Annotated in this window: 24 protein-coding genes, 1 tRNA gene and 1 pseudogene; 7 read left to right on the top strand and 19 right to left on the bottom strand. The window is 51.8% G+C overall.

The window, feature by feature from the left end; translation table 11 throughout:
- The first annotated feature begins 7 nt into the window (after window positions 1–7).
- From fdnG to CAter10_RS03790, 7 genes and pseudogenes are all read left to right on the top strand, one after another.
- Window positions 8–3,076: a formate dehydrogenase-N subunit alpha gene (fdnG, locus tag CAter10_RS03820; RefSeq protein ID WP_156477046.1), complete on the top strand. Its 3,069-nt coding sequence runs from the start codon at window positions 8–10 to the stop codon at window positions 3,074–3,076.
- Between the two features lie 8 nt (window positions 3,077–3,084).
- Window positions 3,085–4,046: pseudogene (gene fdxH / locus CAter10_RS03815) on the top strand (formate dehydrogenase subunit beta).
- Window positions 4,043–4,684: a formate dehydrogenase subunit gamma gene (locus CAter10_RS03810; RefSeq protein ID WP_061532349.1), complete on the top strand. Its 642-nt coding sequence runs from the start codon at window positions 4,043–4,045 to the stop codon at window positions 4,682–4,684. Before fdxH ends, CAter10_RS03810 begins: the two are co-directional and overlap by 4 nt.
- A gap of 136 nt (window positions 4,685–4,820) precedes the next feature.
- On the top strand, window positions 4,821–5,765 hold the full coding sequence (fdhE, locus tag CAter10_RS03805) for a formate dehydrogenase accessory protein FdhE (RefSeq protein WP_061532348.1): 945 nt from the start codon (window positions 4,821–4,823) through the stop codon (window positions 5,763–5,765).
- Complete coding sequence (gene selA / locus CAter10_RS03800) at window positions 5,766–7,223, top strand: L-seryl-tRNA(Sec) selenium transferase (protein WP_061532347.1); 1,458 nt, start codon at window positions 5,766–5,768, stop codon at window positions 7,221–7,223.
- On the top strand, window positions 7,220–9,160 hold the full coding sequence (selB, locus tag CAter10_RS03795; protein ID WP_061532346.1) for a selenocysteine-specific translation elongation factor: 1,941 nt from the start codon (window positions 7,220–7,222) through the stop codon (window positions 9,158–9,160). Before selA ends, selB begins: the two co-directional genes overlap by 4 nt.
- Window positions 9,161–9,327: 167 nt before the next feature.
- A tRNA-Sec gene (locus CAter10_RS03790) sits at window positions 9,328–9,423 on the top strand.
- 6 nt (window positions 9,424–9,429) lie between these two features.
- On the opposite strand, the gene waaC is transcribed toward CAter10_RS03790, so the two are convergent.
- The 19 genes from waaC to CAter10_RS03700 all read right to left on the bottom strand — a co-directional run bounded on the left by waaC (window position 9,430) and on the right by CAter10_RS03700 (window position 26,522).
- Entirely contained in the window at window positions 9,430–10,416 is a 987-nt protein-coding gene (gene waaC / locus CAter10_RS03785; RefSeq protein ID WP_061532345.1) for a lipopolysaccharide heptosyltransferase I, read from the bottom strand.
- 23 nt (window positions 10,417–10,439) lie between these two features.
- Window positions 10,440–11,828, bottom strand: coding sequence for a phosphomannomutase/phosphoglucomutase (locus CAter10_RS03780; protein WP_061532344.1), 1,389 nt, complete (start codon window positions 11,826–11,828; stop codon window positions 10,440–10,442).
- A 231-nt stretch (window positions 11,829–12,059) separates the two neighbouring features.
- Window positions 12,060–12,380: an H-NS histone family protein gene (locus CAter10_RS03775; RefSeq protein ID WP_061532343.1), complete on the bottom strand. Its 321-nt coding sequence runs from the start codon at window positions 12,378–12,380 to the stop codon at window positions 12,060–12,062.
- Window positions 12,381–12,562: 182 nt separating this feature from the next.
- Window positions 12,563–13,057 (bottom strand): hypothetical protein, encoded by a 495-nt coding sequence (locus tag CAter10_RS03770; RefSeq protein WP_061532342.1) that lies wholly within the window; start codon window positions 13,055–13,057, stop codon window positions 12,563–12,565.
- Window positions 13,058–13,068: 11 nt separating this feature from the next.
- Window positions 13,069–13,980: an oligosaccharide flippase family protein gene (locus CAter10_RS03765; RefSeq protein WP_061532341.1), complete on the bottom strand. Its 912-nt coding sequence runs from the start codon at window positions 13,978–13,980 to the stop codon at window positions 13,069–13,071.
- A gap of 160 nt (window positions 13,981–14,140) precedes the next feature.
- Complete coding sequence (locus CAter10_RS03760) at window positions 14,141–15,109, bottom strand: MraY family glycosyltransferase (RefSeq protein ID WP_335340186.1); 969 nt, start codon at window positions 15,107–15,109, stop codon at window positions 14,141–14,143.
- Window positions 15,110–15,407: 298 nt separating this feature from the next.
- A complete protein-coding gene (locus tag CAter10_RS03755; protein ID WP_061532339.1) occupies window positions 15,408–16,199 on the bottom strand; it encodes a glycosyltransferase in 792 nt (263 codons plus the stop codon).
- Between the two features lie 91 nt (window positions 16,200–16,290).
- Window positions 16,291–17,274 (bottom strand): glycosyltransferase family 2 protein, encoded by a 984-nt coding sequence (locus CAter10_RS03750; RefSeq protein WP_061532338.1) that lies wholly within the window; start codon window positions 17,272–17,274, stop codon window positions 16,291–16,293.
- Window positions 17,271–18,215 carry a glycosyltransferase family 2 protein gene (locus tag CAter10_RS03745; RefSeq protein ID WP_061532337.1) on the bottom strand — a complete coding sequence of 315 codons (945 nt, stop codon included), beginning with the start codon at window positions 18,213–18,215 and terminating at the stop codon, window positions 17,271–17,273. The genes CAter10_RS03750 and CAter10_RS03745 overlap by 4 nt, the downstream gene beginning before the upstream one ends.
- Window positions 18,216–18,379: 164 nt before the next feature.
- Window positions 18,380–19,804 carry a mannose-1-phosphate guanylyltransferase/mannose-6-phosphate isomerase gene (locus tag CAter10_RS03740; RefSeq protein ID WP_061532336.1) on the bottom strand — a complete coding sequence of 475 codons (1,425 nt, stop codon included), beginning with the start codon at window positions 19,802–19,804 and terminating at the stop codon, window positions 18,380–18,382.
- Window positions 19,805–19,811: 7 nt separating this feature from the next.
- On the bottom strand, window positions 19,812–20,663 hold the full coding sequence (locus tag CAter10_RS03735; protein WP_061532335.1) for a GDP-mannose 4,6-dehydratase: 852 nt from the start codon (window positions 20,661–20,663) through the stop codon (window positions 19,812–19,814).
- Window positions 20,660–21,697, bottom strand: coding sequence for a GDP-mannose 4,6-dehydratase (gene gmd / locus CAter10_RS03730; protein WP_061532334.1), 1,038 nt, complete (start codon window positions 21,695–21,697; stop codon window positions 20,660–20,662). Before gmd ends, CAter10_RS03735 begins: the two co-directional genes overlap by 4 nt.
- Window positions 21,698–21,736: 39 nt before the next feature.
- A complete protein-coding gene (locus CAter10_RS03725) occupies window positions 21,737–22,534 on the bottom strand; it encodes a PIG-L deacetylase family protein (protein ID WP_061535152.1) in 798 nt (265 codons plus the stop codon).
- On the bottom strand, window positions 22,524–23,381 hold the full coding sequence (locus CAter10_RS21765) for a GNAT family N-acetyltransferase (protein WP_061536981.1): 858 nt from the start codon (window positions 23,379–23,381) through the stop codon (window positions 22,524–22,526). Before CAter10_RS21765 ends, CAter10_RS03725 begins: the two co-directional genes overlap by 11 nt.
- A complete protein-coding gene (locus tag CAter10_RS03720) occupies window positions 23,378–23,743 on the bottom strand; it encodes a GtrA family protein (RefSeq protein ID WP_061532333.1) in 366 nt (121 codons plus the stop codon). The genes CAter10_RS21765 and CAter10_RS03720 overlap by 4 nt, the downstream gene beginning before the upstream one ends.
- The gene (locus CAter10_RS03715) at window positions 23,736–24,737 is read right to left on the bottom strand and encodes a glycosyltransferase family 2 protein (protein WP_061532332.1); all 1,002 of its coding nucleotides are present in this window, start codon (window positions 24,735–24,737) and stop codon (window positions 23,736–23,738) included. Before CAter10_RS03715 ends, CAter10_RS03720 begins: the two co-directional genes overlap by 8 nt.
- 48 nt (window positions 24,738–24,785) lie before the next feature.
- Entirely contained in the window at window positions 24,786–25,172 is a 387-nt protein-coding gene (locus tag CAter10_RS03710; RefSeq protein ID WP_061532331.1) for a DUF7024 domain-containing protein, read from the bottom strand.
- Window positions 25,169–25,795, bottom strand: a complete 627-nt coding sequence (locus tag CAter10_RS03705) for a hypothetical protein (protein WP_061532330.1) — start codon at window positions 25,793–25,795, stop codon at window positions 25,169–25,171. The genes CAter10_RS03710 and CAter10_RS03705 overlap by 4 nt, the downstream gene beginning before the upstream one ends.
- Before the next feature lie 34 nt (window positions 25,796–25,829).
- The gene (locus CAter10_RS03700) at window positions 25,830–26,522 is read right to left on the bottom strand and encodes a hypothetical protein (RefSeq protein WP_061532329.1); all 693 of its coding nucleotides are present in this window, start codon (window positions 26,520–26,522) and stop codon (window positions 25,830–25,832) included.
- Window positions 26,523–26,969: the final 447 nt, after the last annotated feature.

The raw sequence follows: 26,969 nt of genomic DNA, 5'->3' as shown, positions 1-26,969 counted from the left end.
TCTACCCATGGTTCACATGTCAAGACGCCAGTTTCTTAAAACGACTGGCGCTACCCTGGCAGGTTCGAGTCTGGCGCTGATGGGGTTTTCACCGGCGCCTGCATTGGCTGAGGTGCGCACCTATAAACTGACGCGCAGCACCGAAACCCGTAACACATGCCCCTACTGCTCAGTCAGTTGCGGTATCCTGATGTATAGCCTCGGCGACGGCGCAAAAAACGCCAAAGCCAGCGTCTTTCACATCGAAGGCGATCCGGATCACCCGGTCAATCGCGGCACACTGTGCCCGAAAGGCGCCAGTCTTCTGGATTTCATCCACAGCCCCAATCGCCTGCAATACCCGGAATACCGCGCGCCCGGTTCCAAGGAATGGAAACGGATGTCGTGGGATGATGCGCTGACCCGCATTGCAACCCTGATGAAACAGGATCGCGATGCCAATTTTGTCGAGAAGACACCGGAAGGCCTGACCGTCAACCGCTGGCTGACGACCGGTATGCTGGCAGCCTCGGCAAGCAGCAATGAGGTCGGCTACCTGACCCACAAAACCATGCGCAGTCTCGGACTGCTGGCGTTCGACAATCAAGCCCGTGTCTGACATGGCCCGACGGTGGCAGGTCTTGCCCCGACGTTTGGCCGTGGAGCGATGACGAACCATTGGGTCGACATCAAGAACGCGGACGTAGTACTGATCATGGGCGGCAACGCCGCTGAAGCGCACCCGTGCGGCTTCAAATGGGTAACGGAAGCCAAAGCGCATAACAAGGCAAAGCTGATCGTGGTCGATCCGCGCTTTACGCGTTCGGCCTCGGTGGCGGATTTCTACGCGCCTATCCGTACCGGCACCGACATCATTTTCCTCGGCGGCGTGATTCGCTACCTGCTGGAAAAAGATCAGATCCAGCATGAATACGTCAAGAATTACACCGATTTCACGTTCATCGTGCGAGAGGATTTCACCTTTGACGACGGGATTTTTTCGGGCTACAACGCGGACAAGCACAACTACACCAAGACCACCTGGGACTATGAACTGGGCGACGACGGCTTTGTAAAAACCGATCCGACCCTGGCCCATCCGCGTTGCGTGTTCAACCTGATGAAGAAGCACTATGAGCGCTATACGCCAGAAATGGTGGAAAGCGTGTGCGGCACGCCCAAGGAAAAATTCCTGAAAGTGTGCGAGATGCTGGCTTCGACGGCATCGCCGACGCGTGCCGGCACCATCCTGTATGCACTCGGCTGGACCCAGCACTCGATCGGCTCGCAAATCATCCGTACCGGCGCCATGGTGCAGCTGCTGCTTGGCAATATCGGCATCGCCGGTGGCGGCATGAATGCGCTGCGCGGTCACTCCAACATCCAGGGCCTGACCGACCTCGGCTTGATGACCAACCTGCTGCCCGGCTACATGACGTTGCCGTCCGAATCCGAACAGGATTTCAGCAAGTACATTGCCACACGCGCCAGCAAGCCGTTACGGCCGAACCAGCTGAGTTACTGGCAGAACTACGGCAAATTCCATGTCAGCCTGATGAAATCATGGTGGGGCGATGCCGCCAAGGCGGAGAACAACTGGGCCTACGATTACCTGCCCAAGCTGGACAAGCCGTACGACATGCTGCAGGTGTTCGAGCTGATGAAGCAAGGCAAGGTCAACGGCTACATCGCGCAGGGCTTCAACCCGCTGGCGGCAGCGCCGGACAAGGGCAAGATCGGCGCCAGCCTGGCCAAGCTGAAATTCCTGGTCGTCATGGATCCATTGGCCACCGAAACATCCGAGTTCTGGAAAAACTTCGGCGAGTTCAACGACGTCGATTCGAGCCAGATACAGACCGAAGTTTTCCGTCTGCCGACCACCTGCTTTGCGGAAGAAAATGGCTCGCTAGTCAATTCCGGCCGCTGGCTGCAATGGCACTGGAAAGGCGCGGACGCGCCAGGCGAAGCGCGTAGCGATCTGGAAATTATGTCGACGCTGTTCCAGAAGATGCGCAAGATGTACATCAAGGACGGCGGCAAGTTCCCTGATCCGATCGTCAACCTGGCCTGGCCTTACGCCGATCCGGAAAGCCCGACTCCAGAGGAGTTGGCCAAGGAATATAACGGCCGCGCCCTGGTCGACCTGGCCGATCCGAAGGATGCGACCAAGATCGTCCGCAAGAAAAACGAACAGGTGGCGGGTTTTGCCGAGTTGCGTGACGACGGCGCCACTGCGTGCGGCTGCTGGATTTTCGCCGGCTGCTGGACCGAAGCCGGCAATCAGATGGCGCGTCGCGATAACTCTGACCCAACCGGCATCGGCCAGACCTTGAATTGGTCATGGGCCTGGCCGGCCAATCGCCGTATCCTGTACAACCGCGCATCTTGCGACGTCAGCGGCAAGCCGTTCGATGCAAAGCGCAAACTGATCGGATGGAACGGGCAGAAATGGGGCGGCGTCGACGTCCCAGACTTCAAGGTGGACGAAGCGCCGGCCGGCGGCATGGGGCCGTTCATCATGAATCCGGAAGGCGTTGCCCGCTTCTTTGCCCGCGCCGGCATGGCCGAAGGGCCGTTCCCGGTGCATTACGAACCGTTCGAAACGCCGGTCGGCTACAACCCGCTGTATCCGAAAAATGCAGCGGCGACCAGCAATCCCGGAGCGCGGGTGTTCCCCGATGACCGCGCCATGTTCGGCAAGGTCGATGCGTTCCCGCATGTCGGCACCACCTACCGGCTCACCGAGCACTTCCACTACTGGACCAAGCATGCGCGCCTGAATGCCATTCTGCAGCCGCAGCAGTTTGTTGAAATCGGCGAGGATCTGGCGAAGGAAGTCGGCGTGGTTGCCGGCGAGCGCGTCAAGGTCAGTTCCAAGCGAGGCCATATCGTGGCCGTCGCGGTGGTGACCAAACGCATCAAGAAAATGATGATTGAGGGTAAACCTGTGCACCACGTCGGCATCCCGATCCACTGGGGATTCAAGGGCGTGGCAAAACCGGGCTACCTTGCCAACACACTGACGCCTGGTGTGGGCGACGGGAATTCGCAAACGCCGGAATTCAAGTCGTTCCTGGTCAAGGTCGAGAAAGCATAGGAGAAACCATGTCAATGCAATCATTAGATATCAAGCGGGTGTCCGCCACCACCACGCCGCCACCCGGTGTGCGTGAGCCGGTGACCGGCACCGTCGCCAAGCTGATCGACGTCACCAAATGCATCGGCTGCAAGGCTTGCCAGACCGCCTGCATGGAGTGGAACGATCTGCGCGATGAAGTTGGTGTCAATGTCGGCGTACTGGATAATCCGCCGAACATGACAGAACACTCGTGGACCGTCATGCGCTTCTCGGAATATGAAAATCCGGACGGCAATCTTGAATGGCTGATCCGCAAGGACGGCTGCATGCACTGCGAAGATCCAGGCTGTCTCAAGGCCTGCCCGTCGCCGGGCGCAATTGTCCAGTACAACAACGGCATCGTCGACTTCCATGAAGAAAACTGCATCGGTTGCGGCTATTGTGTGACCGGTTGTCCATTCGACGTGCCGCGCATTTCGAAGAAGGACAACAAGGCCTACAAATGCACGCTGTGCTCGGATCGCGTGGCAGTCGGTCAGGAACCGCCTGCGTCAAGACCTGCCCTACCGGCGCCATCGTCTTCGGCACCAAGGAAGACATGAAGGCGCATGCGGAAGAACGCATCGTCGATCTCAAGGAACGCGGCTTCGACAAGGCCGGGCTGTACGATCCACAGGGCGTCGGCGGCACCCACGTCATGTATGTACTGCATCATGCCGACAAGCCGTCGCTGTATCACGGATTGCCTGACAACCCGCGCATCAGCCCGATGGTCGGCTTGTGGAAAGGCGCCGCCAAGCCGCTGGCGCTGGCTGGCATTGCACTGACTGCACTGGCGGGATTCTTCCATTACATCAAGGTCGGTCCGAACGAAGTCACGCCGGAAGACGAGGCAGCAGAAAGAGAGGAAGCCGATGCCAAGCGGCGCGCCAAGCTACCGACCGCGCCATCCGACAGCAACGTTAATTCGCAGGATCTGCCGCCATGAACCATTCCGAACAAGATGTAAAAAACGACACGATCGAACGTTACAACGCCAAGGAACGCATCAATCACTGGATCGTCGCCATCACCTTCGTGCTGCTGGCGCTGTCCGGACTGGCGCTGTTTCATCCATCGATGTTCTGGCTCAGCTTCGTGCTGGGCGGCGGTCCCTGGACTCGCATCCTGCACCCATTCATCGGCCTGGTGATGTTCATCTGCTTTGCCGTGCTGGCGATTGGATTCTGGCGCCATAACCTGATCGAAAAGAATGATGTCGAATGGCTGAAGGGGATTCGCGACGTGGTCAACAATCGCGAGGAAAACCTGCCGCCTGTTGGCCGCTACAACGGCGGCCAGAAGCTGCTGTTCTGGATGATGATTGGCTGCATGATCGGTCTTCTGCTGTCCGGTGTCGTCATCTGGCGCGCCTGGTTTTCGTGGATGTTCCCGATCTTCGTGATTCGTGCTGCGGCTGTTCTGCATGCAGTTTGTGCATTCCTGCTCATCGCCGGCATCGTCGTGCATATTTATGCCGCGATCTGGATCAAAGGGACCGTGCGCGCCATGACGCGCGGCACCGTGCCGCGCGCCTGGGCCCGCAAGCACCATCCGGCCTGGTATCGCAAAATGACGGGCGAATGAAGGCTGGCCCGGGAAACCGATATTGGTTTTTCGGGCTATCCTGTCCACTCGCCGTACAATCGTCTTGAATTTCCCAAGGTAATTCACGAAAATAAAGAACGGCTAGGTATTGCCGTAACAAGATGAAGGAACTGCCTTGCAACGCATCCTCGAACCGGGCGAAATTGAAGCGCTCGACCATAACAGCATCCCGCGCATACGCATGCCGGAGCGTGCCACTGTATTCAAAACCCGTTCCCAGCGCCTGAAACAGCTCGCATCCGATAATCCCATCGGCGATTATCTGCGTCTGATGGCGATATTGGTGGAAGCACAACAACAGGCGCTGGATCGCTTGTCAGCCGAGCCTGACAGCAATGCCATCGACCAGGCGCGCGTCAATCTTGCGCATGCCCATCTGATGCCGCTAATCCTGGCCAGCGACCAGGTGCGCAGTCCGCACTGGCAAGGTGTGCTGGAACAATTGCTGGACCATGTCATGCAGGTCGCCACATCGGAGGGCATGCCGGCACCACTGCAAGAATTGCTGGCGCGTATCCGTCACGGCGACCAAAATGAACGGGACAATCAAGCCGAGGCGATTCTCCAGCGCAGCAACGCCGCCGTCGACCCGATCGCTGCTCCCTTCATTGCTGCCGCCTTGCAGGTCATCTGCGTCGACCTGGTAAGCCGCTTCAAAGTACGTGATGTGCCATTGCTCGATACGCCCGGCGTTTGCCCATGCTGTGGTTCGCTGCCTGTGGCCAGCGTGGTGCGGATGGATGGCGAATCGCAGGGGCATCGTTACCTGCAATGCGGCATGTGCGCCGCCGAATGGCATATGGTCCGTATCAAATGCACGTATTGCGATTCGACCAAAGGCATTGCTTACCAGGCCATAGAAGATGGTTCACCGGCCGTCAAAGCCGAAACCTGCGACGAGTGCCATAGTTGGCTGAAAATCTTCTACCAGGAAAAGGATCCGTACCTCGAGCCGCTGGCGGACGACCTGGCCAGCGTGACTCTGGATCTGCTGATGGGTGAAACCAACTATGAACGTCGCCACGGCAATCCCTTGCTCTGGCAATCCATGGAGAATTGAATGACAGCAGCAAGCACGCAGGCCGTCACTCCGATCGTCCTCAAAGCCGCCGCCAGCGACCTGCCCTCTGTCGATCGCATCCTGAACCTGGCTGAAGTCCAGCCGTTGCTAGCCCAATACGGTCGCACCCAGCTGACCAGTGTGCTGCGCAAGCATCTCGACCAACTCAGAGCCGCTGCTCTGTCCGACAGGCTAACACCTGCCGATGTCGATACTACCCAACTGGTTTCTGCACTTGAAAAGCAATTGGCGACAGTCAACCAGCCGCGCCTGCGCGCCCTGTTCAATCTCACCGGCACCGTATTGCACACCAATCTCGGCCGCGCCTTGCTGCCGGATGAAGCCGTGCAGGCCGTGATCAGCGCATTGACTACGCCAGGCAATCTCGAATTCAACCTTGACAGCGGCGGTCGCGGCGATCGCGACAGCCTGGTCGAAGATGTGCTGTGCGAACTGACCGGCGCCGAAGCGGCGACAGTGGTCAACAACAACGCTGCCGCCGTGCTGCTGATGCTGAATGCGCTAGCGCAGAAAAAGGAAGTGATTGTCTCGCGCGGCGAACTGGTCGAAATCGGCGGCGCCTTCCGCATTCCCGACATCATGCAGCGAGCCGGCGCCAAGCTGATCGAAGTCGGCACCACCAACCGCACTCATCCCGCGGACTATGCCAATGCCATCACCGCGCGCAGTGCGATGCTGATGAAAGTCCACTGCAGCAATTACGCCATCAGCGGCTTCACGCACAGCGTCGAAGTCGACGCATTGGCACAACTGGCGCGGCCGCACGGCATTCCCGTCACCGTCGATCTTGGCAGCGGCACGCTGGTTGATCTGGCGCAGTGGGGTTTGCCCAGCGAAACCACGGTACGCCAGACCATCCGGCAAGGCGCCGACCTGGTCACCTTCAGCGGCGACAAGCTGCTGGGCGGACCGCAAGCCGGCCTGATCGTCGGCAGCGCCGACCTGATCCGCCGCATCAAGAAGAATCCGCTGAAACGCGCGCTGCGCGTCGGTAAACTCACATTAGCAGCACTGGAGCCTGTGTTGCGACTTTACTTGGCGCCGGAATTCCTGACCGAGCGCCTGACGACATTACGCTTGCTCACCCGCCACCAACTGGCGATACGAGCCCAGGCGGAGCGCCTGTTGCCCGTATTGCAAGAGATGCTGGGAACGCATTACACCGTCACGGCAGAAGCCATGTTCAGCCAGATTGGCAGCGGTGCCCTACCGGTTGATCAGTTACCCAGCTTCGGCCTGGCGGTACGCGCCGGCAATGCCGCCAACGGCGGCAAGCGCCATGGTCGTGCGCTCGACAAGCTGGAAAAATCCTTGCGCCAGTTACCGCGCCCGGTCATAGGGCGCATCGGCAACGACACGCTGTGGCTGGATTGCCGCTGCCTGGAAGAACGCGACGAAAGCCTGTTCAGCACGCAACTGCGCGCCATCGCCTTATGATCGTCGGCACCGCCGGACATATCGATCACGGCAAGACCACGCTGATCAAGGCACTGACCGGCGTCAATACCGATCGTCTCAAGGAAGAACAGGCGCGCGGCATTTCGATTGAACTTGGATACGCCTATACCCCTCTGGAGAATGGCGACGTGCTGGGATTCATCGATGTCCCAGGCCACGAACGCCTGGTGCATACGATGGTGGCTGGCGCATCCGGTATCGATTTCGCATTGTTGGTGATCGCGGCAGACGACGGCGTCATGCCGCAAACGCGCGAGCATGTCGAAATCCTGCAATGGCTAGGCATTAGCGTCGGCGCGGTTGCGTTAACCAAGACTGACCGTGTCGACCAGGCACGCGTTGCCGAAGTCAGCGAAGAAATCCGGCAGTTCCTGGCCTCTTCGACGCTCGCAGGAATCCCGATCTTTCCGGTTGCCGCACATCTTCAACAAGATGCCGGAACCGCAGCACTGCGGCGCCATCTGAATGATGTCGCACAGCGTTTGCAACCGCGGCGCGACGACGGTTTATTCCGCCTCGCGATTGACCGCGTATTTACGCTCGCCGGGCACGGCACCGTGGTCACTGGCACCATATTTTCAGGCAGCATCGAAGCCGGTGCTCACATCGCGTTGATGCCGTCCGGAGAAACCGCACGCGTGCGCAGTCTGCATGTGCAGAACCGCGCAGCAACTAGCGGCCATGCCGGACAGCGTTGTGCACTCAACCTCACCGGCATCGATAAAGAGGCGATCAAGCGCGGCGACTGGGCAGCAGATTCGCGTGCAATGACGGCAGTGACCCGCGTTGATGTCGAGTTACAGCTATCGGCCAACGCCGGCGTGACAATACGCAACCGCTCTCCACTCCATGTACATCTAGGCACCTCGCATCAAGTCGCGCATGTGACGCTGCTGGAAGGAAATTCGCTAGTCCCCGGTAATCGCGCCAGGGTGCAGCTGCAATTTGAGCATCCGCTTTGCGCGACGCCTGGCGATCACTTCATCGTCCGCAACGCGCAGGCCAACATGACGGTCGGCGGCGGCCGCGTACTCGATCCGTTCGCCCCCGCGCGCAAGCGCCGAACTTTGGAACGTCGCGCATGGCTCGATGCGCTGGCACAGATGATCGACGGCGCAGGCACGACGGCATTGCTGGAAACTGCGGCGCCCGACGGGTTGCGTTTGTCGACGTTGGTGCAATTGAGCGGCTTACCTCCGGCTGCACTCGCATTGCCAGACAATGTGCAACTCGTTGCAGCCAGCTCGCAAGAGCAAGATCATTTCGTCATGCTGTCGAGCCAATGGCAGTCGCTGCGAATCCGCGCCATAGCTGCACTGGCCGAATTTCATACGCGCTTCCCGGACGAACAGGGAGTGGATGCCGCTAGGTTGCGCCGCATGACGCTGCCTGCACTTGACATGACGCTGTGGCAAGCAGTCATCACATCGCTGCTGAACGAAGGCGCAATCTTGCGTAGTGGGCCGTGGCTGCATCTTGCGGAACATGTGGTGACACTATCGGAGAGTGAACAGATACTGGCGCAGCGATTGTTGCCAAAGCTGGCGGCCGCGCGCTTCGATCCTCCGTGGGTGCGTGAATTGGCGCAAACCCTGGCCGTTCCCGAAGAGCAGATACGACAGATATTGCGCAAGATGGTAAGACAAGGAATGGTGTACCAGATTGAACGCGATCTGTTTTACCACCGCGACTGTGTGCGCGAATTGGCGCAGCTGCTCAGCAAACTGGTCGCCGCGAAAGAGCTGGAACATGGCGCGACCATTCATGCGGGAGTAAATGCGGCCGACTGGCGCGACGAAACAGGGCTGGGCCGCAAGCGCGCAATACAGATACTGGAATTTTTCGACCGCGTCGGCTATACCCGTCGCGTTCGCGATACACACATGTTGCGCGGAGGCGATGCAGTTTCGTTCTGACCGTGTCGATATGCAATCAATCGGGATCAAAGCAACTCAGAAAATCGCAACGGAATGTACAATACCGCTTTCCCAGCCCGTGGCACCCAAGCTGGGGAAGCGGCCTGGAGCAGATGGTGGCTGCGCGACAGATATTGAACGCGGCCGTCAGATGGAAATCAGAACAAGGAAGGCATACGTATCCGGTGATACGGCCGGGCTTCAAACCCGGAGGGGGGTGCCAGTCACTCCCGGGTAGGTTCGACTCCTGCTGCCTTCCGCCATTGAATTTAGCCGTTCAGACTATCCAGTGCCAGTACAACGTCCGCCACAGTCGGCGGCTTGCCGATATCACCCAGGTTAATGATTTGCGACGACCAATTGCCCTCAGTTTTCCAACGAGGAGAATCGCAATACAACTCAATGGTTGGGCGGTTGAAGGCTGCAGCAATATGCGTCAAGCCTGTGTCGACCCCAATTACCAATGCAGCGCGCTGAGCCAGCAATACGGCCTCCATCAAGGGTAGCCGAGGCAATACACGCGCATTACTCATCTGGCTCGCCAATTGCTCTGCAACGTGCTTTTCCTCATCGCTGCCCCACGGCAGCAGCACCAGCAGGCCGCGTTCGGCCAGCAAACCCGCGATCTGTACCCAATTCGATGCCGCCCATTGCTTTTCTGCGCGCGCGGTGCCGTGGAAAAAAACGGCATACGGCCGATCCGGTACCCAGACTGGCAGATCTGGCACGCTTATCGACGGCATGTGCATATTGAAGTCAGCGACACCATCAACAGAGTACCCAAGTGCTTGCGCCGCAACTTGGCGCGCCCGCAGCACAGCGTGCGTGTGCAGGCCGACCGTCACGCTCTTTGTATGAAACAAGCGCGACAGCGGTTCATAACCTGACCCCTCGGTTGCATTCCCCAAACCGACGCGCTGTCCACCGGGGGCAAGGCGTGCCATGCGCATCACCACGCTGGTTTTCAACAAGCCCTGGGTATCGAAGATGACGTCATAGGCATCCTGTTTGAGCTGTCTGCGGAAATTGGCGATCTCCGCGCGCGTTGCCGCGGAAAACAGGCTTTTGCGCCAGCGCCGCAAAGCAATCGGGATAATCCGGCGTACGTCCGGATTCATGCGCACCAGGCTGGTGTAGCCCTCCTCGACGACCCAGTCTATATTCGCTTCGGGATAATGGCGCCAAATGTCGGACACCATCGGCATGTTGTGGACCACATCTCCCAGTGAGGAGACGCGGACAATGAGAATGTTCAAACCAGCTTCGCTTCGACAGAGGATTAGAAGGGCAAGACGGCGTCCGGCTTGGCAGCCAAGATCACGCGCTTGAATTCCGCCTGGATGCGCGCCAGGGCCAGCTCAGACTCAGCCTCGAAACGCATGACCACCACCGGTGTGGTGTTGGACGAACGGACCAGACCGAAACCATCAGCATATTCAACCCGCAGGCCATCGATCTTGATGATGTTCTCGGCGCCGACAAAATCCGCATCGCTCTGGAGTTTCTCGATCAAGACGAAATTCTCCCCTTCGTTCAGGGTCAGATGCAACTCAGGCGTGCTGGTTGATTGCGGCAAGGCATTCAGGACAGCTGAAGGATCGCTTTCGCGGCTCAACAATTCGAGCAATCGTGCACCCGCGTACATGCCGTCGTCGAAACCGTACCAACGATCCTTGAAGAAAACGTGCCCGCTCATTTCACCACCAAGCGGTGCGCCGGTTTCGCGCATCTTGGCTTTGACCAGCGAGTGGCCAGTCTTCCACATCAATGGCTTGCCGCCGCGCTCGGCTATCCAGGGCGCCAGATGCCGGGTGCATTTGACGTCATACAAAATCTCGCGGCCAGGATTACGCGTCAGGACATCGGCAGCAAACAACATCAGTTGACGATCGGGATAAATGATCTGTCCATCCTTGGTGACCACGCCCAGGCGATCACCGTCACCGTCAAACGCCAAGCCCAATTCGGCATCCGAATTTTGCAAGGCGCGAATGACATCCTGCAGATTTTCTGGATGAGCGGGATCTGGATGATGATTAGGAAAAGTACCGTCCACTTCGCAGAACAGCTCCTGCACTTCGCAACCGAGCGCACGATACAATTCGCCAGCAAAAGCGCCAGCAACGCCGTTTCCGCAATCGACCACGATTTTCATCGGCCGCGCCAGCTTGGTATCACCGATAATGCGCTGCAAATAGGCATCCTTGATGTCATGCTGGCGATAGCTGCCGGAGATTGGCGACGCTGCGGCGCTAATACTGTCGCTGGCGATCGCCTGATACAACTGCTGAATCGTGTCGCCGTAAATTGCCTCGCCCGCGAGCACCATCTTGAAACCGTTGTAATCCGGCGGATTATGACTGCCGGTGACCATGATGCCAGACTGCGCGCCGAGAACATGCGTCGCAAAATACACCATCGGCGTCGCCACCAGGCCCAGATCCACCACATCAACGCCAGCGCTCTGCAATCCGGCAGCCAAGGCCGCAGCGAGTTCCGGTCCGGACAAACGACCGTCCCGGCCGATAACGACCACCTTCTCGCCTTTAGCGAGCGCGGCGGCGCCAAAAGCCTGACCGATCTGGCGCGCAATGCCGGCATCTAGGGTTTTGCCAACGATCCCGCGGATGTCATAGGCCTTGAATATCGATTTTGAGATTGGAAGCATGATTTCTAAATAAAGGGGGAGGTTGCCCAACACGGCACGGTTAAGCAATTCTGTTGGACAACCAATTGAATTTAATAGTCGGCGGCAGATTCGTAATTATCGGCAACCAGTGCCTGTAATTCATCACGCTTGAGTAATGAGCACCAACTCGGAAATGAATATATCCCGTCATATTTTCCGATGGCATTTTTCGGTGTATATCGAAAAATAACCGGATAATCCATACAGGATTTAAACCCTCAAATCATCCAATGATTTGCCGCTGGCAACCCATTCCTGCACCCATTTTGGCTGGCGACCGCGGCCTGTCCATTGCAGCGAACTGTCGGCAGGATGGCGATAGCGCACTGCCACTTTCGCTTTCGGAGCACGATTTTTAGCGCTCGATTGGGAATCCAATAAATCCTTTAGAGAAATACCGGCATTTTGGGCAATAGCCAGAATTTCTTCACGGGCCTTTACCAATTCCGCCTGTGTCTTGGCTTTTATTTCCTGCGCTATTTGTTCCTGCAAGGCGCGTAATTCGGTTACCGACAAATTGGATAAATTCATGAAAACTCCTTCAGTATTAATTTATATTTCTGAAAATTGTACGGCATACATAGAAAAATACACAATCAAAACCTGCAACAACGTTCATTCAATAGAGAGTCTTGATAAGCCAGTAAAGATAAATTTAGGACTAACCGAATATTTTTGTAATCGACCAACTTAATTTTACCAATTCCTTACGATCATTTTGAGGAAGAAATATAAACCAAGAAATACAGCAAGAAATCAGTATCGACAGGATTCCTAATGTTTCCTTCCCGGATATAGACAGATCCGCATCCATCAAGAACTAATGGCAAGCAGAAATACCCCGCCCAGACAAACAAAGGGGAAAATTTTGCGCCGTACCGCCGATGGCCCCATCCATAAAAGAACAATACAATCCAGAGATACGCGTATAGTCCACATCCATGCGGCACCAAGAATGCCCAATTAATCGCAGCAAAATATAGACCAACCATGTACATAGGTAGTTCTGCGAAATGCAGGCGCGCAGTCAAATGCGAGCGTCCGGTTCCCTGCACCCAGGCAAATGGTAGCTGTGCCACCGAGTTGACAAATATGCCAACAGCAATAATCTCGACTATCCGGTAGCTGTTTATTGCGAACGATTCGCCCATCCAAATCTTCATGCCTTCATACGACAACACCACAGCGATGGCGCATACCGGCAGCATGATGGAGGCGATTATGCGAATGCCGCGCTCATATAAATGCGCCTCGACGCCGCCCTCCGAAGCTTGATTCGCCCCGAAAACTTAGGGAACAGTACGCTCGCAAGTGCTGCGGGAATCACGGTAGTGCGCATCATTAGCTCAAGCGAAACCACATACCATGCGATGGCCCTGGCCGGCAGCATGGTTGCCAGCAAAAATCGATCGAAATACACCATCAACGGGCTGATGACGTTCGACACCGTCATCCAGCCGCCTTCACGGAAAAAATGGCCTAATGAGTCGATCTTCCTGGGAGCGGCGCCGAAAACAATTTGGCGATCGACCTGCAAACAGGCAAACACGTGGGCGATCAGGGCAAGGAAGCGTCCCAGCACAATGGCGATGATCATTGCTTCCAGATTTGGTTGCCAGAACACGATAATCGCGGGTGCTGCGTAATTCCAGCTGCCGAAGATGACTCGCAATACATTCAAACGGCCAAATTGCTGCATGCCTTCAAGCATGCCACGAAACCAGTTTGTCGCCAGAGTGACCGGTACGCACCACGCAATCCAGACCCACGCGCTCTCGATTTCCATCGCAATTGGGCCTTCGGACCAAATATGGCTAAGCCATGAACCAGCTATCAGTAGTACAAGAGCAATCACCAGCATGAGCGGTATTGCCCACCAAAGGAAGAAGCCACGCAGTTCGGACAGCTCATCCTGCAACCTGTCTTTTTCAATCGCGTGGGCGACTCGGCGCGTCACCACCCGACTCAAGCCGAAATCGAGGAAGCTGAAATAACCAACCAGTGCCCACACAATACCCAACGCACCCAAGCGATCCACGCCAGCAAGGCGGGAAATCACCGGGACGCAGATCAGTGCAATCGGCATCGGAATGATATTTCCCAGCAGGTTGAAAAAGAAAAATCGCAGCATGGCAATCTCTTTAAAAGCACATGTTCGAGAGCGGATATCTTCAGCCGTGCAGCGGCCTTGAGCGCCACTGCATTGAAAACAGGATTGTTGCTACACAGTTCTTGCCGCGCATCGTCAAACAAAAATCAATGTTTGCAGAGCCAATGGCAAAGAGCATTTACTATTTGTTGCGCCGCTTGATTGCCATCCAACCAGGCACCTTAAAACGCACAATGCGGAGGTACAGCCAGACATATGAAAATACGAATATCAGGAAAAATCCCAGCAGCATCCAGGGATGGCGCCAGAACAACGTCGCCGGTACAACCGCCAACAGCGACAGCGCCCACAAATAGGGAGAAGTCAATGAGTTGCTGCGAGTAATCATGCGAGCGTCACGATACCCCACAGCCCAGCGCACGATGCGGCGAAATATGAGGCTGTGCAGGTGAATGCCATCCGGCATGCCAGGTGAGGTCCGCCTGACGAGCAAGCGGCGATAAATGGAAAACATCGTTTCGAATGCGGGATACACCAGAAGCAAGGCTGGATACCACGCAGACACCTGGGGATTGCGTGCTACGAGCAGGATCGCCAATTCCGCAAGCATGAATCCAACAAAATAAGCGCCACCGTCACCGAGGAAGATGAGCCCAAAAGGATAATTCCATAACAAAAAGCCAGCAATCGCCCCGCCAATCACCAGCGCGGCGGTCATTACAAAAATGTCGTTGACCTGCCAGGCGACATAGCCAAGCGAAAACAGCATGAACATCGTGACAACGCTTGCCAGCCCATTGAAGCCATCGATCAGGTTGACCGCGTTGGCGATGCCTGCCACCAGCACAACGGTGAGCGGGATGGCAATCCAGCGATACTGCATGAGCACATCGAGCCCCCCCATGTCGACTCTCACAACGACCGCGTTCAACAGGTAGATACCGACAGCCGCCGACACCATCGTCAGCAGCAAGCGGTGCAACGCCCGCACTTTGCCGGTCAAATCCTCAGTCAGCCCGGCCAGGAAGGCTACCGCGGAAGAAGCCATCAAAAGCAACAGCAGTGTCCCGACCGAGGCATCGCGATAATAGGTAATGACGCCAGCCGAAATCGAAGCAATGAAAAGCGGCAAGCCGCCGATGCGCGGCACGATGCGAGCGTGAAATTTCTGGACTCCGGTAACGTCGTGGTCAAGCGGGACGTGTCCATGGTGAGCCAGCCGCAATACGATCATTGTGGCCAGGAACGAGATAACGAAACTGATGAGAAAAGAAGTCATTTCAGTGAGTGCCAATAAAGTACAGCGAGAGCCGTGATGGCACCCTACCAACTATATAATTCAGAAACCTTTCATGATGCCAACGACGCTAACACGTGGGCCTCATATGAAACGCAAGCATTTTATTCAGGCAATATGAATACCCGATGAAACAGCCGGTAAATAGCTTTTATTTTTTTAGCATATTAGCTCGCAAGCGATTTGCGCTAATCTTCAGATAGGCACTGGATGTAAAGAATTTCACCGCACTTTGAATATGCCAGGACAAGTAGCGCAGCTTGCGATGGCTATCTCGCTGCGCCTCATGAACCACGCTAACGCGCTGATTGACCAATACCTGATAACCCGCCAGACGTGCTCTCGCACACAAGTCCACATCCTCGAAATACATGTGGTAGCGTTCGCTGAGGCCTTGCAGGCGACTATAAATCTCGCGCGGAACAACCATGAACATGCCTGCCACCCAGTCTGGCACGATAACATCCCCCCTGACCGCAAGTTCCTCCAATGGCAAAGAAAAATGGAATATCCGGCTCAATAATCTTTTTACCAGCAAAATTGGGCTGGGGAAATTACGCGCACTATCTTCAACTTTATTTTGTTTATTTACGATTAGAGGTGCACAAATGCTGCCCGGGTTTTCGTTAAGCGTAGTCAACATGACATCAAATGGATCACTGCACAATTTGATGTCAGGATTCAGAATAACGAAATTTTCTCCGCGGCTAAGGGCGAAAGCCGAATTATGGTTACGAGCAAAGCCTTTAATACGATTATTTTTAATGACTCTCAGATCAAATGGCAACGCAGGAAAATCAAACGAAAAAGATTCCGGCAAGTTCAGTGTAAGAATTACCTCAATATCAGACCGGTTCAAACGAATCAGATCCTCAATCAATCTTTCGATGTATTTTCCATGACCATGGCTGACGATCGAAATTGAAAATCTGGGAGTCATCATTAATATAGTTGTATGTGCGAATAGAAAGAGGCATCGCCATCCTCAATCCTTGAATTATAGTTCCCACAGTTGAAATTGCCTAAAACACATTTCAACGATTAAGAATATCTCTTGCCACGCTGCGAATCCCGTTCGAGAACACATGATAGCGGCCGCTTTTCCATTCAGAGAAGATGCTTGCAATTCGTTTCAAATTACCGGTGGGGAGATTTGAACGAAACGCGACATGCTTTTTCATTTCAGGCAAGAACGGGGGCGGCTCGACTGCGTGCATTGATGATAATTTTGATATCTGTTTCATCAACTCACCTTGCCGGGCTGCATATCGTTTATGGAACTGGCCAGACGGTGCGCCCAGCAATTGCCGGATCCGCCATTTCGACAAAGGCATTCCGAGTGCATTATTCGCATGCTGCCGATAAAGAATCGTGGGTGTATCCAGCAAACTCATCCTTCCACATGTGGCTGAAGCAATAGCGAGCCATTCGTCATGCACCAATGCGGTAGGAAATGGCAACGCAATCTCCAGCAAACATCGACGAAAAGCCGCAGTAGCGCCAGTGACCAGATTACGCCGGCATAATATTTCAAGTGCATTCCCCGCCAGTACGGCCTGGCGCTCATTGTCCGACAACCGTAGCGCCTCAAATAATGAAACACCCAAGTCTTGGGCAGCTGCGTCAACCAGCCTGGCGTCGGTATGCAACAAAAGCAGATCCTGATGCTCCTCGAATTCCTGCGCCATTAACGAGATCTTGTTCGGCAGCCAGATATCATCTTGATCACATAAAAAAATCAGGTCAGTATCAAGCGCCTGCACCGCCGCTTCAAAATTTTTGACATACCCCATACGCTCCGCATGTCGATGCACCGAAACGGGCAATGGCGCGTTCTGCGCCCACTCCTGCACAAACTCCCAGCTGCCATCCACCGAGCCATCGTCATAGATTGCAATTTGATCCGGGCGGCGCTCCTGAGCTAGGAGACTCGCCAACTGCTCGCCCAGATAAGCGCGGCCATTAAAAGTACAGAGCGCCACTCCGCATGTCAGCGTCTGTTTGTTACTCGTCGTCATCCTGCGCCACCATCGCTTGTTCGATCAATCACTGTACTCAACGGACCGCTACGCCCCTGCAGCCCGTGCCAAACGCCCTTGGCCATCAGGCCGATCCTTTTCCATCGCGGGGCAACAGCAATAGAAGAAAAGACAACATACTGCAGCAAACGAAACAAATGACTTCGCCGCCAAACCCATGACATGGGCGTAAACCGCATCATCAGCACGGTATTACGAAACATATAATAATTGCGTATTGGCGAGTTTAGAGGTACTTCGCGCCAATACCCCACCCAAACACGCACCACACTGTCCCCGAGGCGATGATTTAATCTCGCCGCACACACACCGACAATCCTGAGCGCCTTGTCGCGCGCTCGGAGACACCACTCGGTGTCGACGTGGTCGATGAAATACCCCTCATTCATCAACCCAACCACGTCAAGTGCCGCGACAGGTATCAAGCTCCCCGAAGCAATCAAAAAATCGGCTTCGACCAAACCTTCAATGGCGTCGGAACAACCCACCTTACCCACCTTTGCGCCCTGCAACCTGACGAATCCGGACAACGATCCGGTCCGGCGATCAATGCACACGGGGCCAAGCGCGGCAACACTGACACCCTTTGACACAAGCTGGATTTCGGCAGTCAGCAAAGCATCAACCATGCCCGGCTCTGGAATACTGTCATGATCCATCAATAACACGTGGCTAGCGCCAACCTCGCGTGCCAAGCGAATGCCAACATTCTGTGCCGCAGCGATGCCAAGATTACCTGGCAGCGGCAGGACGCGCGCACCGGTTTCTTCAGCCAGGCGTAAATGCCAGTCGGCGGCGTTGTCGCTACCGTTATCCACCACCACACTAACGCTCACCTGCGATGCCAATGCTCGCAACTGTAGCGCCAGCAGATCTGGATCCGGCTGATACGCCACGGTGACTGAGACAACTTTTGCCATAATTGATCAACGAATCGTTAATTCCTGCAAGAGGCGACACAATACATCGTCAGGACGGCGACGACAGAAATAAATATACTAAAATGTGGTGACACCGGGCTGAAGGCCCAGTTTAAGGAAAAGATGCCTCAAAACGCATTGAGGCATCAGAAACACAACGAGACTTACTTCCGGCCGTAAATATCGTCGAAGCGCACGATATCATCTTCGCCCAGATAATCGCCGCTTTGCACCTCGATCATCACGAGATCAACCACGCCGGGATTTTCCAGGCGATGCTTGTTCCCAGCAGGAATATAAGTTGACTCGTTTGAATTGACGAACAACTCCCTGTCGCCATTGATCACCCGCGCCATGCCGCTTACGACGATCCAGTGTTCGCTGCGATGATGGTGCATCTGCAAACTAAGATGCCCTCCCGGTTTCACCACAATGCGTTTGATCTTGAAACGCGGCCCTTCTTCCAGGATCGTGTAAGTGCCCCACGGACGATGCACGGTGCGGTGGATCTTGTGCGTGTCATGACCCTGCGACTTGAGTTGCGAATAGAGGTGTTTGACATCCTGCGCGCGGCTGCGATCAGCTACCAGCAGGGCATCCGGCGTATCGACGATGATCAGGTTATCGACGCCGACAACACCGATCATGCGCTCATGGCTCTTGATGTGGCTATTGGTCACATCGTGAATCATGACATCGCCTTCAATCCGGTTGCCGCCATCGTCAGGGCTGATCAGATCGCCAAGCGCGCACCATGAACCGATATCGCTCCAGCCGATGCTGCACGGTACCACCGCGACATTTTTGGATCTCTCCATGACAGCATAGTCAATCGAATCGTCGGGCACCTGACTGAAGTCATCCGCCGCCAATTCAGTTTTGATGTAGCCATTGCCTTCGGATTTGTCGGCTTGCGCAATGCATGTACGCGTCGCTTCAAGAATGGCCGGACAGTGCAACGCCATTTCCCGCAACAACGTCCCGGCAGAGAAACAGAAGATGCCGGAATTCCACAAATAGGAACCGGAAGCCACATACTCCTGCGCCTTTTCAAGCGTCGGCTTTTCGACGAAGCGCAATACGGAGTTGCCGGCCGCCTCGATATAACCAAAACCAGTCTCCGGTGCTTCCGGCGTGATGCCGAAAGTCACCAGCTTACCGCCTTGAGCCAGCTCCATTGCCTTGGATACCGCCAACGAGAATGCCTCGCGATCGGCGATCAGATGATCTGCGGCCAATACCAGCATAAGCGTATCTTCGCCATGCATCGCAGCGATCTGCAACGCAGCCGCAGCAACTGCAGGCGCAGTATTACGTCCGAACGGCTCCAGAATGAAACTGTTCGCCAGGTTTTTCGGCGCCTTGCCCGCCACTTCACGATATTCACTTTCCGTCTTGAAGAAAAGTTCATGGTTCGTTACGGTGAGAACTTCCTTCACGCCCGGCAGATTTGCACCGCGCAGCCAAGCACTTTGCAACAGACTTTGGCCATTTTCCAGACGGATAAATGGCTTTGGATGCATTTCTCGGGAGACTGGCCAAAGGCGGGAACCGGCACCGCCGCATAAGATGACAGGAATAAGCATGATTTCTATTTCAAATTGGGTTTTTCAACATCCATCGCAAAGTTTCTTCCAGCGACGGGTGTGACAATGCACCGATGCATTTTTCCAGTTTCGTCGACACGCCGCACAAGCGATGCACTTCATTCGCACGGACGAAAGCTGGATTGACTCTAACTTCCAATTCATGCCCGGAAATTTTTCGTAACAACTCAATCACAGACTTGAGCGTCACGGGCTTACCAGAACAAACATTGTAAACCTCTCCAGACACGCCCTTGTCCAACAATTTCAAATAGGCGTCGCAAACAAATCGCACGTCATTGAACTCGCGCTCGACATCCAGATTGCCCAGCTCGACAACTGCAGCGCGGCGCGCAAAATGCGCCACCAGCTTGGGGATCAAAAACGATTCTGCCTGCCCAAGCCCCGTATAGTTAAAAGGCCGCACAAAAAACAACGGTAATCGATCCAGGTAGTTTCTCGCCATGTACTCCATGGCCAATTTGCTCATCGCGTAATGATTAACCGGCGCTGGCGCCTGTTCCTCGGCAATAGGAGATTGCTCGCAATTACCATACACGTTGGCGCTGCTCGCCAGCAAAATCTTCTGGGGAATCCGCGGCAGAGCAGCTAATCCATCAAGGAGATTCAAGGTGCCAATGACATTGACATCATAGAACGCACTCGTATCGGCGTGACCGACAAAGCTGATCGCGGCCAAATGCACCACGGCATCCGGCGCCGCTTCCAAGATCTCTTGCTTTAAGCCGTCGCGATCTTTCAAATCCGATTTGATGGCAATTACGGTATGTCCAGCGGCTGTGGCGCCATTAACAAAGTGGCGGCCGGTAAAACCGTCCGCCCCGGTAAGCAATATTCTCAAAACGAGAACCCCTTCTGATTGCGGCGCAAGTCAGCCTCGACCATCATCGCGCACAATTCTTCCAATGTGGTGCTTGGCGCCCAACCAAGCTTGGTCTTGGCCTTCGCCGGATCACCGATCAGCAGCTCCACTTCGGCAGGTCGGTAAAACTTGGGATTGATGCGCATGACCGTTTTTCCCGTAGCCACATCAACAGCCGTTTCATTCTCGGCAGAACCTTTGAATTCGACTGCGATTCCAGCGCCCTTGAAAGCCATGCTCACAAAGTCTCGCACAGTCTCGGTGCGATTGGTCGCCAGCACGAAAGTATCCGGCTGATCGGCTTGCAGCATGCGCCACATGCCTTCGACATATTCTTTTGCAAAACCCCAATCGCGCTTCGCATCAAGATTACCCAGCTCTACGCAATCCAGCTGGCCCAACTTGATCTTGGCTACCGAATCGGTGATTTTGCGCGTAACGAACTCACGTCCGCGCAACGGACTCTCATGATTGAACAGGATACCGCTGGAACCGAAGATATCGTAACTCTCACGATAATTGACCGTCATCCAGTGCGCATAAAGCTTGGCCACACCATATGGGCTGCGCGGATAAAAAGGAGTGTCCTCAACTTGCGGGATAGCCTGGACCTTACCAAACATTTCCGAGGTTGAAGCCTGATAGAACTTGATCTTCCGATTGACCAGACGAATGGCTTCCAGCAGATTCAACGCTCCCAATCCGGTAATTTGTGCGGTAGTAGTCGGCTGATCAAAACTGACGCCAACAAAACTCTGCGCGGCAAGATTATAGATTTCGTCAGGTTGCACTTTCTGCACCAGCGCCAGCGTAGAACCCAGATCTGTCAGATCGTATTCGACCAAGTGCAAATTGGGATGCGTTGACACACCCAACTCATCCATGCGCCAGAAATTGACCGAACTTGTGCGGCGATAGGTGCCATAGACGGTGTATTTTTTTTCGAGCAGAAGCTGTGCCAAATAAGCACCGTCTTGGCCGGTGATACCGGTAATGATTGCTGTGCGAGTCATTAGTTAATTTATTCAGTTATTTAAAAATTCAAAAGTTGGTCACAAAACATCGCAACCAAAATCGTGCCGCCACTTCTCGATGCGTTGAGACATTTTTTCCCATGAGGAAAAACCACGCTTCTCATAATAAAGCACCCCATCGTGCGGCTTCTGAAATATCCGTTGATACGAGGTAGATTGAAGAATCTGTCTACCGCTGATCAAATAGTGCAGGAAAACAAATGGAAATAGCCCCACCCATGTTTTCATTTGAGATGGGTAACTCAGGCAATGTTTCAAAAAACGAAGGCGATTTAGCCAAGAAATTTTAGCAGCCTCAACTTTTCCATTACGTAGAAGTGGAAAGAACACTCTAAAAAAAGGGCCTCTACACCCATACCGATTGTAAAGTGGAAATTGTTTGACCTCACACTGCAATTTTGCATCTCTTATGATACTTATGACCAATGCGTGCAACGCGTCGTGATCGTGATGTCCGCCTTCCCAAGCCGGTACGTAAACCACATTAGCCTGCGAAAATCTTGGTAACCAGCGTCGTATCCAATCAGCAGCCTTCTCCAGATTATCAATTAAAGTGCCATCAGAAATTGATAATGTGTCCCCAGCAAAATAAATATCGCTTTGCTGCACGTCGAAGCTACTCAATACCCTCGATGTTTCTCGGTTTCGGCGCTCTGAAGTTGTGTCCATACCAGTGACCACGCCATCGGTAAGATATACACAGAAGATGCGGTTCCCCTTTACTGACTCATCAATGATTTTTTGAAAAATTCCAAACTCGTCATCTTGGTGAGCAAAGAAAAATAGAGCGGCAGGATCTTCTATATCAGTAAGCATCAAAATCCAAAAATGAAAAACTAATTGTCCCTTGCTCCAACGGAGCAACATCTTGCAACAGCGATCGATAGATAAAATTTAACGGCGAAGGACGAAAACGCTGAGGAATATTGAAATAACTTCCGAAACTGCATGTTCCAGTTGGAGTCAATCCAATAAACAATCTTATCGGCGACAAAATGTTATTTTTTTTTATATTTCGTTTATATTGAGCACAATCTTTGGGTAATTCCGCATAGACGGGCAATCCATTACCCATTGCAGAGGCAGAAAATTTTATCGATTTTTCATCTTCGTGGCTATATACGGAATTATTGGGGTTATTACACCGCCACGAAATGCTTGACTCAGACCATATACGCTCAAACTGAATATCAGAAGCATTGCTCATGTTGATATTGAGCGCACCAAAACCCACCCTGGCCTCTAAAGGTTCTATTAATTGAAATCCAAGTTTTCTTACAAAACCCGGGGTGCTATTGGCATTTGCAACACCATATATACCATCAAACCCCTTACTCGCTCCTGCATCGTAGGTCATCTCGGCCAATTTCGTAAACAACCCTTTACCCTGGTATTTGGGATGTGTCGCGGTATTAAGAGAAAGTAAAACATTACATTCTCTCCCTCTAATTTTCACTCTGGTCGGCACGCACACATAGTGAGCTGCCAATTGATCATCATCCCAGGCATCAAAACCTATCGCCCTACCATTTGGATTATCGCAATACAGCCATTTTAAATACTCAAAACTGAATTTGGAGGCATCGGGAAAACATTCCGAAAAAAGATTCGAATATTTATTCAGCGATTCCTTATCGAAATCAATCATTGCAAAAGTTATCATTTAAAAACCCAATATTTGCTAAGTAAAAACCCATTAATAGCCACAATCGGCAAAGACACAATCTTCCCAAGTAAGGCATTTTGATGAAAAATGGAATAAGAACAATAAACCAATATGATTGTAATCAAATAATTCGCACTAACAACAATTAAAAATCGACATAAAACCAAAATAGATGATTTTGATTTGAACGTCATCCGAGCATGAAAAATATAATTAAATAATAGTCCCGAAAAAAAGCCTATTGATGTCGCCAATATTTTATCAGCTCCCAACACAATCAAAATCTGCATTGAGCCAATATCTATCAATGCAGAAATCACACCTCCCATAACAAATATAGCAAATTGCCGATTAATCATTATTTTTTTTCAATATTTTTCTATTTAAAAATTTTTTATGCTTCGGCCTTGTCGGGACCGTTGCAATATCATAAGCCAAAAAAGCGAGTATTAATTGAAGTCCCATCAGAATTGGCAACGCAGAAAGCATGACCGTACCAGCCGACGTTGCCAGTCCCTCTTTCGCGGAGATCGCCCAATGCCAACCGCCGAAAATACCACCTGCCAAAAACATAAAAATACCAATAGGCAATTCAATAGAGGCAAGCGATATATCGCGTAAATAATAATTGTAGAAAATTCGCTTAGAAAAATTTCGTAAATGTTTTATTAAAAATTCACCAACTATCTTTGATATTTTTAAATTACTTACTTCTTCGCCATAGGACGCATCCATTGGAACATCAACCGCAACAGCACGTAATATATTTAAACGAAATAACATATCAGTTTCGAAAAAATAGCGCTTGCTGATTTTATCAAATGGCAAATGGCTCGCAACGTCGGCATGAATTGCTGTGTACCCGTTAGTGGGATCAAACAAATCCCAATATCCTGAAGACAACTTGGTTAGTAGAGAAAGAGCTGCATTTCCAAATATTCTAACGGGAGGCATCGATCGAATTTCCTCTAGATCAAAAAAACGATTTCCTTTCGTGTAATCTGCCTCACCAGCAAGAATGGGACCAACAAAATTTGGTATTAAAGCTGGATCCATTTGGCCATCGCCATCAACCTTTACTATAACTTCGGCACCATCCTTTATTGCCTGCCGATAACCGCTCATCACAGCTCCACCAACACCCAGGTTTTGTTCGTGCCGTATTACTATTACCCGGGAATCTGTACAATGAGCTTCGACATAATTACCAGATTCATCTGGACATTTATCGTCCACAATATAGATACGAGATACTTCGGGTCCTATTGCAGAAATAACTCCCAAAATATGCTTTGTCACCTTGTAACTCGGGATCACCACCGCTATGAATTGGGTATTATATGAATTTATCATGTTCAATTTAATAGTTTCTCAAATGTTTAATATATCTTCGAGAAAAAATTATCCTCCTATCCATTCAATTGAAATGTGGCTAATGGCCACTCCCATATCGCGACTGGAATTGGATGGATGGAAGATAGCGGATTTTAATAAAATACGATCTGTTACATGCTGCACATTCAATACAACCTCATATTCTTTTCCGGCATCCGCTAGTTTTATATTTTCGGTCTCGCCACCAATTGTAATGCCAAGTGCTTGATTCAGGTTTTCAGGAAGAGTCCAAGCAAACAATCTTAACTTGAGCCGACCATGTACTTGAACGGGAAGGTCAATTACCGTATCTGACCTGGCGGACCAAGCTCCCCATTCCTCGGGGACATTAAATCCGATCAAATCCACGTCGTTGCTAATCGATGATAGCGAAACCAGAATTGGCTGATTCAACGTAAGCTCTGGCTTCTCTTTTTTTTCAACAGAAATTTGTTTCTTAAGCGGAAAAATTTATATGACCCTAATGCAATTGCATTTCGATAGTTAAAATCAGTAGAATAATTTCCAAATAACAGCACCCATTCTGCACCGGCAATATCGGTCTGTGTAATCGTACTACCCAATGCCCTTTCAAGCACTTTAGGGGAATTGGCCAAGCCGAATAGGGCGTATGAAGCAAGGCCGAAACGATCATTCGAAATAAAGATACCTTTCCCAGCATCATTTCCTGAAACCATTGTCTTTATGGCTCCAGCATAATCCATGATATTTTTTTTATCTTTTGTATGAAATGACACCCAATTATATGTCTGAGCACAGCCAATAATACAAATAACAAAAATCTGTAAAAATAGAACTTTTTTGAAAATCTTTAAATTAAATAAAGATAAAATCAACCCCATCATTATTACCGACAAGACAAATACATCAAGATACTTAAAGCTGCCTGGATAATCCCATGAATAATTATTTCCCGGCTTAAAAAAAGTAAATAATAATGGATAGTCCCAAGGAAAAATCTTAAATTTATCAAAGACAAAAAATATACAAGAAATTATTATTAATCCGCCAAACAATCTATTTTTTTAACTTCTTTTTCTCCAAGGGATCTTATTCCGAAAAAATACAAAAATGGAAAAAAGATATAGCGGCCCCTAAATACCTCCCATGCAAACGACCAATCTCTCCGGCGTTAACGGTAACGGCTCCTGCCGTAAACCAAGCCACCATTGCTATATGCGACAACGTCATGGCCAATAAGAAAATCGCCGCAACACATTCCGCATTAAATATTACGCTATAGCTACGATTTACATTTTTGAATTTAATTTCTAAAATGGAATACATCCAAACAAATACCGGACAAAAAACAAGGCCAATTACTAAGATATGCGCAACTGCATAACGAATTGCGATTAAAATTTTTGTTGATAAGGTAATTGTAGGAACTGGTGACTTTAAATAATTTCCATAAAATTTCAAACCTAGTGCAACGGATGGGTCGATTGACCACTCATGGCTGCATAATCGCCAAATGCATATTAAAGTGAAATAACAACTGAGCAGTAGAAAGACTACAGACTTTAACGTTCTCCACTTCCCATCAACTAGTTTGAAATACGATATGAAAATTATTGCAACAATCGTTGCAACTAATAAAGCAATACCGTGCGGTTTAATAAGTATTGCAATACCGATGAAAAAACCTGCCAGTATGGCGCCAAAGGACGGACGGATCGGATAAACAACGATCATTGTATATCCGAGAAGCGCTGCAACCACAATCAAGTCAATCTCAGGCATTACTGCCTGAATATATATAGAAGTTGGCAGTAGCAAAAAAATGCTTGCGCCAGTAAAGCGTTATTTCGTCCAACTATTCCTATGAAAGTTTTATATAGTATCCATGCTGCAAAAACATATTCTGCGGCGTGCATAATTCGAAAAATATGAACAAAATTATCTCCAGAAAAATTACTTATATGGTGAATAATTTGAAAAAACAACAAATTAGAAATTTGCTGCAATTCTGGATCTAATTCATAAAGTCTCCTCAAATCATCAATATATTTCCCGCTGATTAAAAAGCATATTCATCCGAACCAAAAATGGGACTTCCAATTGAATTGGAAATAAAAATATAAATAGCAAATGCAATTAGTAACAATAAAAAATAGAAGGCGTTGCCTTATTTTGAGAAATATACTTCATTTAGTTTTTGGCAATCTGAAACGTTGTCCATCTAATTTT

Source organism: Collimonas arenae, from assembly GCF_001584165.1.
In the GTDB taxonomy this organism is placed as follows: domain Bacteria; phylum Pseudomonadota; class Gammaproteobacteria; order Burkholderiales; family Burkholderiaceae_D; genus Collimonas; species Collimonas arenae.
This window is presented reverse-complemented; position numbering and strand designations above follow the sequence as displayed.